This window comes from Legionella israelensis (assembly GCF_004571175.1).
In the GTDB taxonomy this organism is placed as follows: domain Bacteria; phylum Pseudomonadota; class Gammaproteobacteria; order Legionellales; family Legionellaceae; genus Legionella_D; species Legionella_D israelensis.
The window spans coordinates 1,021,490-1,034,602 of record NZ_CP038273.1 but is presented as its reverse complement, the minus strand read 5'-3'; the positions used below and the strand labels follow the sequence as shown (position 1 = coordinate 1,034,602).

Below are 13,113 nucleotides of genomic sequence, written 5' to 3'. Positions count from 1 at the left end.
CATGTCATCGCATATTTTTCTTTGATTGAAGCGCAATCGGCGTGGGGCACAATTGTCAACACACTCTACATTTTCGCTACGTAAAATCAAAGATCAAGCCTAAATATCAGTTAATATTTTCTTAATAAACACATAATGTTTGCATAATAATCAATAAGTATACTTATTAATATGTCCATTTAAATAAAATACGATTATGAGCACTAAAGAAAGCGAAGTAAGAGAGCACCTTGAGGAATCAAGAGATAAATTAAGAAAATCCCAAAAATTCGAATTTTTTGGTGTAGATGACAGTATGGTACATCAAACGGAAGATTCTATAAAATTGTATGAAAAAACAGGAATATTAAAGGGTTTAGATATTAAGGACCCTCATATTTACAGCAACCATTTAGCCAGGAAACATAGAAAAGATCATAAGATCATTGACCCTTTTTTTGCTCTTAAAATGCAATATTTCAGTGATGCTATGAAGATAAGACACCAAAAAGAAAAATTAATTGCCCAAGAATTGCAAAAAGAACTTCGCCCGAATCGGTCAAGCTATGAGAAGGATAGCGACTTACATATCCAACTCAGAAATAAAACTTTTAACTTCTGGAAGTTAATTTATGCCTTTGCGAAAGAGCAAGGCATTGAGAATATTCCGGGTAGAGATGTCAAAATATCCAGCGATTTTGAACAATTTATCACAGACGTTTATAGCGATGAAGTGGTATTCAATCCCAAATATCAGGGGGCCATTCTTGCAGCTGATGTGTATAGTGCCTTTCAGGACTGCGATAATGAGCGCGTGATTCAGTTTTTGGCCAATGATACGGAACATTATTTTGATTTGTTTCTCTTTGGGCATGAAGACAAAGAGGGCTATGATAACTTTAAACGTGCCAAAGCCTTTGTTGAATATGTCAAAGAACATGATCCCAACGGGGAAACTATCAACGCGGAAAAACTAGAAGCCTTGGTTGAATTTGCCGAAGCAGAGCATATCCGAACACGAGAATTTGGCAAGAAAAAACTTCCTGGTATTTCCGTGGGCTATAAAAAGTATGAATCGCATGGACTGTTTTGTACGGTGCCACCGGCCAATATTTTGAAGAAAACCCTCGAAGGCAAACTCAATTTAGACGCTACGATTAAACGCCTTGAGGATTTGGAAACACGTTTAAAAGACATCATGGAGGAAGTGAAACATAAAAGCCCTCTGGACTGTAAAATCTCAGAAAATCCGAAATACGCCAAACTCATAGAAGATATTGAGTTTATGTTTAAGGATAGTAGAAATATCCGCAATCTGAGTCCTATGCATGATAGTCTTTCTTCAAGACAATGCGCCGAATATTTAGGAGCTATTCGTCCTTATTTGGATATCATTATAAAAATTAAGGAAAAAGCACATGATGAAGCCGAGTCCAGTACCTATTATACGGAGGTTGTACCCATTGATGATTATGAACAACGTTTATTTGACGAAAAATTTGATGGCGACCGAACCTGGATAAGTGGAAAAACTGCTTGGGTACTGAATTCAATGTACGGGGGAGCATTAAGCAAACAAGCGATGATTACGGTGCCGATGGTTTCAGGAATGTCAGGGCACGTTGATGTATCATTGATATACGGAGAGCTGTTCGATTTGAATAAAAAAGACATATTCAAAGCGATGGTAGCCAATTTAATCCTATGCGACGGCCACTCACTGACAGAAGTTGTTTTTGGTTCCATGTCGTATAGTAATGTTTTCCCAGAAGAAATGAAAGATATTCGAAAAATCGATGAGGATTTCGTAGACACTATGGGTGAAATATTTTTTGGTAAGGAAAAATGGCAAGAGTTGTTAAAAAGAGCTGACTTGCCTTACGGTAACCCAGTGGAAGATACAACGGAATTCTATACACTGGTGGATGAGGCACGGCAAATAATATTTGACCATGCCTCGGAGAGAATTAAAGAATGGAAAAAGGAATTTATCATTAACCCCGAGCGCTTTAATATAAGCACTACGCATCTGGAAAAACTTAGAGAAGAACGAAAACGAGAAGTATCAGAGCTTGAAGATGGTACATATACGGAAAAAAAGGAAAAATTTAAATCACCACGCACTGAAACGAAAAAATCAAAAAACGATGAAGTGATTCAACGCGAACTACAAGAAATCAGCAAAAGCGCTGGGGTATTAAGCAAAGTAGGTATGTTTGAAAACCTCACTAAAAAAGAAAAAGAGGAAGAGAAGCTTCCCTCAACCAAACTACATAAATAGTGGGAATTTTAACACTTAAAGCGGGGATTGTTTGAGCAGCAATCTCCGATTTAATTTACGTCATCCTAGTTCTGTGAACCAAATTTTTCGCGAAGCAAAAATATAGATAGTTGAGTGCCCTTGTGTCTTTGAATGAGGCGAATAGCTGGCTCTATTTAACGAATTCAAAGACTCAATGGTACCAATTAGCCGCATTTGCAGCTATGAAAATTTTTGTTCACGGAACCTAGGTTCTGTCGACATTTATTTTAACCAAAGAGCGGTGGCAGCGATGTATACGAACGATAAAAAAGATTAAGCAAGTTTGTCATATCGTGTTGCCACTGAAGTCTGTCCCGGAGTAAGAATGAATTTAAGTGGGTTACCAAGTGCATCACACAATGCGTGTATTTTGGTAGAAAAACCATCTCTGGAGCGGCCTAACGCCTGTTTTTCTTGCCCCCTTTTGCTCCGGCAGCATGTTGATGGGCACAAATGATCGTTGAGTCTATCATCAGCCACTCCGTATCAGCGTCGACCGCCAATGTATTAAATATCATTTGCCAGATTCCTTTCTTGGACCAACGCATAAATCGTTTATGGACTGTAGACCACTTACCATACTCTTTGGGCAATGACCTCCATTTGGCACCATTCCGAGCCATCCACATTATGCCTTCTATAAAAAGCCGATTATCTGTTCCTCTCCGACCAGGATCCCCTGATTTCCCTGGTAAGCAATCTTTAATCTTGTTCCATTCATCATCTGTAAGCATAAAAAATCCACTCAAAAACAACCATGTCATTTCAATAGCAGATTATACGCAATTATGAATGTCGACAGAACCTAAGACCCTGTAATTTTAAAAACTAAAATTCCGGAAAAAGTTATAAACATTCAATTTTACACCCATGTCTTAAATATATATAATATGCACAAATTATATATATTTCATAAATGTTATGAGAGGATATGCAAAAAAATTTCTCGGCGTAGATAAAGTCACGTCTATGACTCAAAACTCAAAAGATTTGTTTAATAAAACTGGGATATTAAAAGGATTAAATGTCGTCAACCCTTTTGTTTTCAGTAGTCGTTTGGCGCAGCAACATGGACTTCAAAATCATGGCTTAACGCCACTGGAAGCCTTGAAAATCCAATACGAAAGTGCGTTTATGCAAAGAATGCACAAAAAAGAGAAATTAATCGCACAAAACCTTCAAAAAGAATTGAAATCCTCAAGCATCCACCTTGAGCTTAGAGATAAAATATTAGGTTTCTGGAAATTAATTCATCAATTTTCATTGGAATATGGACTGAAAACCATTCCAGGAAAAGACAGCAAAATTTCAGAAGATTTTAAAACTTTTATTCAGGAAATTTACAGTGACACCTCTTTAATACACATGTTTAACCCCCATTTCCAAGGTGCAATTTTAGGAGAAGACGCCTATCAGGCTTTGCATGATTGCACCAATGAAAGGGTTATTTTATATTTGGCTAGTGATGCAAATTATTATTTTGACAAATTTATTTTTAGTGAAAATTATAATGATTTTAAACGTTCGAAAGCCTTCTGTGAGTTTATAAAGCACAAGGACCCGGAAGGTGAAATTGTCGACCTATCAAAGCTCGCGCCATTGATTGAATTTGCCAAGTGCGAATATTACCGGACCCGAAGTGATAGACGCAAAGTTCCTGGGTTTTCGTATGGCAATAGTAAATTTGAAACCCATGGTCTGTTTTTAACTGTACCACCAGCCAATGTTCTGAAGTGGTCTTTAGAAGATAAGCTCTTAATCAAGCCAACCATTAGAAAACTTCAAAATATTGTTAATGGATTGGAAGACTTAAGGAAAGAGGTAATAGAAAGTAATCATTTAACGTGTAAAATTGCAGATAATCCTTCCTATCAACAACTGCTGCAACAAATCCGAAAAATGTTTGCCAATGATAAAAACATTCTCCGAGCACTACCCACTAATCAGGATTATTTATCCTCGAGAAAATGTGAGGAATTGCTGGCTTTAATTGTCCCCTATCTCAAGCTTATTCAAAAAGTAAAATATGATGCAGACGAAGAAGCAAGAGAAACTGAAGAATATACGGAAGTCGTTGGCATTGATCCTTATGAACAAAGGTTATTTGATAAGGTATTTGATGGGAAAAGAAAGTGGATTAGTGGTAAAACCGAATGGATATTAAATCCCATGTATGGTGGTGATTTGACCCGATCGTTAATGAGTACCGTGCCAATGGTTGCCGGCGTTTCCGGCCATACGGATGTGGTATTAACTTATGCAGAAATATTTGATTTAAACAAGGAGGAAATGTTTAAAGCAATGGTGGCCAATCTGGTTCTATGTAGCGGCCATTCCTTGACAGAAGTAATTTTTGCAGCCATGGCTTATGCAAAGGTGTTCTCTAAAGAAACCAGACCGATTCAAATCATTGATAATACTTTTGTCGATAAAATGGGCAGAAAATTGTTGGGGGAGAAAAAATGGGAAAATCTATTAATTTCTGCAGATTTTGTCAGCGAGGAAGCTTTGAAAGAAGAAGATACAAGTTCTGATACACCGATCTTTACAAAAGATAGAGAAGATCAAAGCCCATTACCTATCGAGGATAAAATATTGTTTTTCCAGAAATGCATTGATTCCAGTAAGATCAAGACAACCACAACGTCATTGCAGCACTCCTAAATGCGAAGGCCTCCTTCCGCGGAGCTTTGATGGCTTTTTCCTTTGTATTTTTCGACAAGAGCTATAAATTCGCTTAGATACTTGCTCTTTACATTGCTATTAAGTGTTTTCAAGGCATCTATTAAAGAAGTATATTCCTGCATATTTTCTTTAATCAGTTTTTTCTCTTCAGGCTTAAAGCTACAGTCTGAAACAATCTCACTATTATGATACAGGCAAAATTTAGAGTAAAAGGGAGCATTGGCATCAACAAATTTTAAGACAGTACTCTTATTAACCGGAGTAATAAGCTCAAATGGCTCAAACACGATTCGTTCCTTATAAATGAGGCATTATCACTATTATAGTAAGTATATGGGACTCCTTCAATAAGAATGAAAAATGATCATATTTTGCATTTATATATCTAAATATATATAATTTAAATAATTTGACTAAAAAATAAATTGTATGCCGATTGTTATTGTTGGTGCAGGTCCTGTTGGTTTATACACGGCTATTTGTTTAGCTGAAAGAGGGCTACCTGTACAGATAGTTGATAAGTATGCAAATAATTTTTCTCGACCTGGTGTTGTTGCAATCGGGGCGGGAGAAATAATTGCCAGGCAACTTAAACGCATTGGTATTGACGTGGATATTCCACTTGCCGGTTCATACCCTGAGACCTATTACATCAGTGATATTCAGAAAATTTTGTATAAAAAAGCAAAAGAATTAGGCGTAAAATTTACTTTCTCACATTTTAAGGGGATTGAAGGAAATTTCATTGAAGTAGAAGAGGATATTGAACCTATACAATGTGAGCTACTCATTGATTGCTCGGGAGAAAGCCGACAAGTCGTTAAGTATGTAAACGAAGAACATGAAAATATTTTTACTGTTTCTCAAATTGCTGATAATCCGGTAAAGACTAATTTTATTGCTTTCATTACCATGAGCCCTGAAGATGCTGAATTACTTAGCACGTCCAGTAGCTCCAGAGTCAACGAAGTCCAGCAGTTTGAGAAATTACGTGCTCAAGGCTGGACTCAGAATGATATGCCTCACTGGGATATGAGACGCTGGGATTTCATTGGAAAAAAAACTCGTTTTAGCTGTTATTTTGAAATGCCTGATGAGTTAGCTCGGGCACCTGAGTCAATACAAAAAGAATGGTTATCTACCATGCTTGAATTAAAAACAGGAAAGAAAATTGATTTTGAAATAGAGTCAGACTCCCCTTTGAAGTTTCGCCCCTTCAGTGTGGATCCACATTGGGTGGAAAATCCTCTTTGTGTATCAAGTCCTTATCCTTTCCCCATTGCGGTTTGTGGTGATGCAATGATGAGTGCAGAATATCGTAAAGGAACCGGTATATCCAACGGTATAATTTGTGCTAATGGGCTGGTCAAGGCGATTAGTTATACTCATGATAAATACCACATTCAATCAGATATTTTTTATTTTACTGTAACCGAATTCCGTCCTACAGGACAATGTATCGATGATCATATAAAAGAGGTGAAGGATTATTATCAAGCTCGAAAGAACAGGTTATCCAATATAAAAATCCAAAAAGATAAATTGGAAAAATACCTGGAAGCTCATGCAGAATTACCAGAAGATGAAGCTATAAAAAAAGGATTATTACTTCAAATCAGTGTATTAAAAGAATTAGCTGACAGCATTTTTCTGGCAAAAAATTATGAAAAAGCCCGTCATATATATAAGGAGGCTCTTAGTGCCTGTAAGGTTCTGGAGGAAAATCCCGGCAGTGGGCCAGAAGAAATAGCTAAACTTTATAATTTAGAGAGCAGAATTTGCTCGAATCTTGCCAGAATATATTGGAATCAGAAAGAATACCTGGAATCTGAAAATTATTTAAACGAAAGTATGGTGCTTTGTAATAAAGCGTTAGATTTTTTAGAAAACCCGGAAAATGAAACGATGCAACCCTTAAAGGATGGACTTAATGCATTGAAACAAGGCCTGGAAAAAAGAAAAGAACAATATACTCCAGAAAAGACTTCTCTCTCTAAGAAGAATGTACTCTGAGGAAGCGTTCGGAAAATCGCCAACAATATTCTTATGTATTTGTTTTTATAGATCTCTTAAACTCGACTTTAGCCATTTTTTTAGGGATCGAATCCCCGCTACCTGATAGCGGGGTCCATACGGTAATTCGTGCCATTCTATTTTCTCAAGTCATCGATTTAAAGCGACTTTGATAAATCAAATGGTACGCTTCTATGCTCTACTCTATTGCTTTCCTTTACTTGAAAATGGCTAAAGTCCAGTTAAACTATCTCATTTTTATAGTAGCGAATGGCTCAGGTCAATATTTCCTGTAAAAATAACATCATGCTCGCCCAAGAGCGTTCATCGGCCGTTTTATTATAGTGCAAGCCCAGTTCATCGTCATTGGCTAAAGGGTTAGTAAAGGAATGAGCCGTAAGACCATACATGTGAATTTGCCAGTCGGCTTTTTTTTGCGTCATTTCTTCTGCAAATTGATGAACTTCTTCCGGAGGAACCAAAGGATCATCATAACCATGGAGGACTAAAATTTTGGCTTTTACAGTTTGATGCTGATTGAATATGGGAGATGAGGATAGCACACCGTGAAAACTCACGACACCTTTAACATCGGCGCCACTGCGTGCAAGATCAAGAACACATAAACCACCAAAACAATATCCTATAGCCGCCATCTTTTCATTATCCACGGGCGATAATTGACAGGCAGCATTGAAAGCGGCCTGAATGCGTTCAACCAGTTTTTGCCGGTTCTCGCGAAAAGGAGTCATTAAGGCACGGTTTTCAATCTTATCTTTACCAAGTTTGGCATTACCATACATGTCAACGGCAAAACCGACATAACCCATTTCAGCCAATTGAATCGCTTTATTACAAACCGCTTTATCTCGACCACCCCAGTCATGAGCTATCAATAGGCAGGGCATGGGTTTCGTATATTCTTCAGGATAAGCCGCAAAACCTTCGCAGCGGACCTCACCGTCCATGTACACGACTTCCTGCGTTTTTATTGTTTTTTTCACCGTATTCCCCGGTTATTTACACACTGTTTTTTAATAAATATGTTGATTTTATGGTGATTTCATCGACATAAGCATTGGCGTTTAAATGAAGAAGATAATCTATGCTATGGATGATATCCTCACATAAAATCTTTTCCTTATCGGGAAAATCAGGGATATGTCGAGTCATGTCCGTATTCACCACACTGGGACAAAGGGCTGTAACTTTTATATTAAATTCCAGTAATTCCAGGCTCAGAGACTGACTATACCCTAATACACCGTATTTGGTCATACAATAGGCTCCGGAGCGAGCCAAGGGTCTTTTCCCTGCATAAGAGGCCAGATTAAAGATATACCCTGAGCGCTGTTTTTTCATGTATGGAACGACGGCATGGATGAAATGATAGACACCACGTAAATTGACATCCAGCATACGGTTAAAATCTTCTGTTTCAATCGTGCTTGTGCCGTGAAGCAACATCCCGGCACTGTTAAATAAAACGTCGATATTGGAATAATGCTGGGCAATGTTTTTGACAGCTTCATTGACTCGTTGCCCATCACTGACATCGAGAGGATAAGCACTGGCCTTTACCCCATGTTTTTGCATTAAATCCTTGCTTAAGGCATCCAATTGTTTCTCATCTCTGGCGATTAAAGCGAGATCATATCCCTGACTGGCAAAATAACAGCCGGCTTCTTTGCCTATGCCCCGGCTGGCTCCGGTGACAATTGCTAGCTTATTCATCATTACCTCAGATAAAAAAACATAAATTAGCATGGCAAAAAATTTTATCCAACTTTTTGCAAAGAAAAAGAATATAAGGTTAGGTCTATTTTTTGAGCGAGAGAATATTAATTGCGCATATAGAATTTATATAGATCTTTATAGATATTAAATATACAATATAGGTAGAAATTAATACATAAGGGGACTAAGATGGCTGGCGATTATGAAAAGTACAAAGGTACTAAGTGGTTAAAATTTGAAGGTAAAGAAACTCCTGACGAACATTTACAAAGACTTATCAATCAAGGCCCAGAAAGAGTGAGGCAAAATATTATTGCTTTGTTTGCCTCTTATGATAAACCATCCGCCAAATTTTGGAATCCTTTGCATGGTAAAGGGCGTAAATGGCAGGCAGAAGCTAACGCCCTTGTTACATTTTGTCAAAATTTTGAACCTTCAGGTGATAAGGCAAGCGATGTAGCAAGTTTATTGACTCATGTTACGCACTAAACCTTGCTGCTCCCTGAAATTTAATTAAAATTTCATCCCTGATTTTTAGGGAGGAAGATTTAATGGATATGCTTGATATTTATAGTGACTATTTGATTTGCCAGAATAAATATGCAACAGCTACAGGTTTATCGGAGATGTTGGATGGTGAATTTGCTCACGACAAGGTGACACGATTTTTACGACTACAAGATTTTGGTTCCAAAGCGCTCTGGAATTATGTCAAGAAGTCAGTCAGGGAGAGTGAAGCATCAGACGGTGTTCTTTTATTGGATGACTCGATTGAGGAGAAGCCTTACACGGATGAGAATGAAATTAATTGTTGGCATTATTCCCATGCTAAAGGTGATGTGGTCAAAGGGATTAATATCCTGACCTGCATGGTTCGGTATGGTGACTTCAGTGTTCCTGTTGGTTATGAAGTTATCAAAAAAGACGTTGCTTTTTGTGACATTGAAACAAGGCAAGCTCGCAGAAAGTCATCCACGACTAAAAATGAACTTTTTCGCAAGCTTATCGCACAAGCGGTTAGTAATCATGTGTTGTTTGACTTTGTACTTGCGGACAATTGGTTTGGCTCGAAGGCCAATATGGCTTACATCCATAATGACCTTCAAAAATCGTTTATTATTGGGATTAAATCTAATCGAACCTTAGCTTTATCCAAAAACGACGCCAACAACGGACGGTACACAAAAGTCAGAGAATTAGAGCTTGAAGAGGACATAGCCCACACAGTCTATCTCAAGGGATTAGACTTCCCAGTGAGGCTTTTGAAGAAAATTTTCAAAAACGAAAATGGTTCTACAGGGGTTCTCTATCTCGTTTCTAATGACATGACCAGCAGTGCCGAACGTCTTTATGAAGTGTACCAGAAACGGTGGCGGATTGAAGAGTATCACAAGTCAATTAAACAAAATGCAAGCCTGAACAAGTCTCCAACCCGTACGGTTAAAACACAATCCAACCATATCTTTGCCGCAATCATTGCATACTGCAAACTGGAAATGATGAAAATAAAGACAAAATTGAATCACTTTGCCATCAAGTACAAATTAATACTCAGGGCTAACCAAATTGCTATGCAGGAGTTAAAAAATATGGCTCGTTAAAGTCGATTGTGCGTAACATGAGTTATTGAATAAAGTAAATGAGGTTAAAGAGGATTTGTTAGGGCGCGATGCGAATCCGAATGGTACTATGGTTAAGAGATTGGACTGGATTTTGAAAAGGGAGTTACTCTCTTATGGCCAGGCTCTTGGAGCACAATTTGATGGCTCTATGAAACAACAAGTTAGTAGCCAATTAGAAAACCTAAACCAATTGGCTCCTGAAAGTTTTGAATTAAAACCAAATTAAATCATCTACAAGGATTAAGAAGAAAATTGCTTCAAAATGGCGTGATATTTATTGTTCACACCCCATTTTTTGTTGGCATTTTGCAGATGAAAGTTGACCGTGCGCGGCGTAATGTTTAATAACTGAGCAATGGCTTCAAGGCGCAGGCCTTCTTTGGTTAAACGAAGACACTCATATTCTCTTTTGGTCAGTTGAATGTCTGACGACATTCTATCCTGGTTAAGAAAACGATGTAGCTGACAACAGTAACAATGCATTACACCAAGCCATTCCAGCTTTTTTTGCTGATGCTGTTGCAATCCGGATTCTCCTTGTCTTTGATGAAGTACAAGAACTGCCAGTCCGCTATCCGGGGTATGCAGAGTTAAATTCAAGCCTTTATCAATCCCGTAGTCAATGGATTCTTGACGCATCCGTTTTTCCCGGGCATTTTTAGCCACTTTCAGTTGTTGCTGTACATCCCAGAAAAAAGGCAGAGCTCTCTGAGTAGCATATTCCAAGCTTCTATCCACATCGGCATAACCCTGTTCAAGATAATATTGATGCCAAGACTTTAAAGGTTCTGTGACCCAGTTGTATTTTAATTTCATTCCTGTTTTAACATGCCGGACATAATAGGTGAAGGCAAAGCTATGGATATTAAAGGTTGCGAAATAGTCTTTTAAAACATGATTTAAGCGAGTTAATGAATGGGTTTCATTCAGCAGTTTTTCAACCATCATATCCTATCACTGGCAAAAAACCTGTCACAAAAAACAGGTTTTTAATGTGCTATTTGTTAGGATATTATACACTATAAAAATTATTTAGTCTAAAAGGAGAATTTTAATGTTGATAAAGAATGCCTTGTTGGTCTGTCTAAAAGACAGATGGAAAATATGGCAAAACTCAATTTCCATTGTTTTTATCGTTTTCTTACTGCCGCAATGGAGTCTGGCGGCTAATCTTACAAATCATATTAGCGGTGTTGGGCCAGAGAACAAGATTAAACCTTATATCTGCATTCAAGATGGCTCAGGCAAAATCACCTATGCTTTGGCGCCCGGACAGTCGGTGGACGGTAATAAAATGTCAGGCAATAAATATTACGTCGGCGCTACGCTACGCTTTGACGGTTGCTCAATGAGCAATGCTTACCTTGGATACATTGGTTTTAATTTAAATTCTAACGGCAATAATGACATTGATACCTATTCTCCTCCAGACGGTATACACGTGGCTTATGAAAAGGGCGCCATTGACAGCAAAGGAGTGGTCACAGGGAAAATTAATTACACTCAGATTAAGGCTAATTCAAACATCCATCACGCTAAGGCAGGGAAATACTGGGAATTTACCGGCTTTAATTTATCCGGTTTGGAATTCAGCAAAAGCATTGATCCTTTTGTAATACCCAACTTGTCAGAGCAAGATGCAGAAACAGCCAGCAGTGATCTGAATGAGGTCAATGCGTTTATCCAAAAAGGGGCTAATACGATAAGAGTGCCGGTCAGATGGGGGTATTTGCAACTGGAGGGGCCTGGAAAAGGGCCTATATACAAGGACTATTATGAACACTATGTACGCCCATTACTGCAATCTTTAACTCAGGCCAAAGTCCATACCATTGTCGATTTGCACGCTTATATGCGTTATTCTCAATTCGGCAGTCAATATGCTGGTTGCGGCATGGACGGGCCTTGTCCAGACGGTATGTTAATTACCGATTCAAAAGCTTATCAGGACATATGGTCAAAATTATATGAATTGATACAAAATGACCCGGCCATTGATAAGAATTACATTCTGCTGGATTTGGTTAATGAGCCTGTAGAAGTACCCGATGACAAAGTTTTCACCATTCAGGTCGATGTGGTTAAGATGCTGAGAAAAAAGGGATTTAAGGGGTATATTCTGGTGGAAGGTAACTCCTGGAGCGGTTTGCATTCCTGGACAACGTATGAATGGCAGGGTGGTGATGGACAGAGTTTTACCAATGCAACATTATTTACCCGGGAAAACTTTAATAAGGCAGGTATCAATGATTTGTCTAAAATTTTGATAAATGTCCATCAATATCTGGATAGCGATTTCAGTGGTACGAAAAACGAGTGCCAGCAGGATATGACCACTACAGGACCTGAGGGTTTTAACTTGCTGGCTTTTACGGATTATTTAGAGCAAAATCAACTGAAAGCCATTGTGACTGAATTTGGCGCTGGTACGCACGCTGAGAGTTGTACACCTGCTTTAGCCTTCTTTATGGATTATTTAAAGGATCATTCTGCGCAAGGTAAAAATACAGGTTTTATGGGCTGGACCATTTGGTCTGTCGGACATGGATGGGGTGGTTATAACCTAAGGGTTACTGCTGATTCTTATCAGGAAAAGATATTGGAACAATATTCATAACTTTTTTCTGAGTACCTCCTACATTCCATACTTGTACATATGGACACATTTGCGCCTTAAAAAATACTCTGGATTGTTTATGGCGTCTTCGTGTCCTTATTTATCTTCAGCCAAATAAACGGCGGTAGGTGAAAAACTCTGTTTATCAAATAAAAATC

At 38.2% G+C, this 13,113-nt stretch carries 12 protein-coding genes; 7 read left to right on the top strand and 5 right to left on the bottom strand.

Going from position 1 to position 13,113, the window contains the following annotated elements:
* Window positions 1–196 precede the first annotated feature (196 nt).
* Window positions 197–2,260, top strand: a complete 2,064-nt coding sequence (locus E4T55_RS04535) for a hypothetical protein (protein WP_115325281.1) — start codon at window positions 197–199, stop codon at window positions 2,258–2,260.
* A 419-nt stretch (window positions 2,261–2,679) separates the two neighbouring features.
* Here E4T55_RS04535 and E4T55_RS04530 read toward each other — a convergent pair whose 3' ends face one another.
* Entirely contained in the window at window positions 2,680–3,015 is a 336-nt protein-coding gene (locus E4T55_RS04530) for an IS5 family transposase (RefSeq protein ID WP_058502131.1), read from the bottom strand.
* 235 nt (window positions 3,016–3,250) lie between these two features.
* Here E4T55_RS04530 and E4T55_RS04525 point away from each other — a divergent pair, with 235 nt between their 5' ends.
* Window positions 3,251–4,945 (top strand): hypothetical protein, encoded by a 1,695-nt coding sequence (locus E4T55_RS04525; RefSeq protein WP_115325280.1) that lies wholly within the window; start codon window positions 3,251–3,253, stop codon window positions 4,943–4,945.
* Here E4T55_RS04525 and E4T55_RS04520 read toward each other — a convergent pair.
* Window positions 4,942–5,253 carry a hypothetical protein gene (locus tag E4T55_RS04520; protein WP_058502129.1) on the bottom strand — a complete coding sequence of 104 codons (312 nt, stop codon included), beginning with the start codon at window positions 5,251–5,253 and terminating at the stop codon, window positions 4,942–4,944. The genes E4T55_RS04525 and E4T55_RS04520 overlap by 4 nt on opposite strands.
* Window positions 5,254–5,395: 142 nt before the next feature.
* Here E4T55_RS04520 and E4T55_RS04515 point away from each other — a divergent pair, with 142 nt between their 5' ends.
* Window positions 5,396–6,979, top strand: coding sequence for an FAD-dependent monooxygenase (locus E4T55_RS04515; RefSeq protein WP_058502128.1), 1,584 nt, complete (start codon window positions 5,396–5,398; stop codon window positions 6,977–6,979).
* A gap of 275 nt (window positions 6,980–7,254) precedes the next feature.
* On the opposite strand, the gene E4T55_RS04510 is transcribed toward E4T55_RS04515, so the two are convergent.
* Window positions 7,255–7,947: a dienelactone hydrolase family protein gene (locus E4T55_RS04510; RefSeq protein WP_058502127.1), complete on the bottom strand. Its 693-nt coding sequence runs from the start codon at window positions 7,945–7,947 to the stop codon at window positions 7,255–7,257.
* Window positions 7,948–7,999: 52 nt separating this feature from the next.
* A complete protein-coding gene (locus E4T55_RS04505) occupies window positions 8,000–8,716 on the bottom strand; it encodes an SDR family oxidoreductase (RefSeq protein ID WP_167758042.1) in 717 nt (238 codons plus the stop codon).
* A gap of 189 nt (window positions 8,717–8,905) precedes the next feature.
* On the opposite strand from E4T55_RS04505, the gene E4T55_RS04500 reads away from it, so the two are divergent.
* The 3 genes from E4T55_RS04500 (at window position 8,906) to E4T55_RS04490 (ending at window position 10,564) form a co-directional block, all read left to right on the top strand.
* Window positions 8,906–9,205 carry a hypothetical protein gene (locus tag E4T55_RS04500; RefSeq protein ID WP_058502125.1) on the top strand — a complete coding sequence of 100 codons (300 nt, stop codon included), beginning with the start codon at window positions 8,906–8,908 and terminating at the stop codon, window positions 9,203–9,205.
* 62 nt (window positions 9,206–9,267) lie between these two features.
* Entirely contained in the window at window positions 9,268–10,317 is a 1,050-nt protein-coding gene (locus E4T55_RS04495) for an IS701 family transposase (RefSeq protein WP_115325247.1), read from the top strand.
* A gap of 25 nt (window positions 10,318–10,342) precedes the next feature.
* Window positions 10,343–10,564, top strand: coding sequence for a hypothetical protein (locus E4T55_RS04490; RefSeq protein ID WP_058501088.1), 222 nt, complete (start codon window positions 10,343–10,345; stop codon window positions 10,562–10,564).
* 14 nt (window positions 10,565–10,578) lie between these two features.
* Here E4T55_RS04490 and E4T55_RS04485 read toward each other — a convergent pair whose 3' ends face one another.
* A complete protein-coding gene (locus E4T55_RS04485) occupies window positions 10,579–11,286 on the bottom strand; it encodes a helix-turn-helix transcriptional regulator (protein ID WP_058501087.1) in 708 nt (235 codons plus the stop codon).
* A gap of 106 nt (window positions 11,287–11,392) precedes the next feature.
* Here E4T55_RS04485 and E4T55_RS04480 point away from each other — a divergent pair, with 106 nt between their 5' ends.
* Entirely contained in the window at window positions 11,393–12,955 is a 1,563-nt protein-coding gene (locus E4T55_RS04480) for a glycoside hydrolase family 5 protein (protein WP_058501086.1), read from the top strand.
* Window positions 12,956–13,113 lie beyond the last annotated feature (158 nt).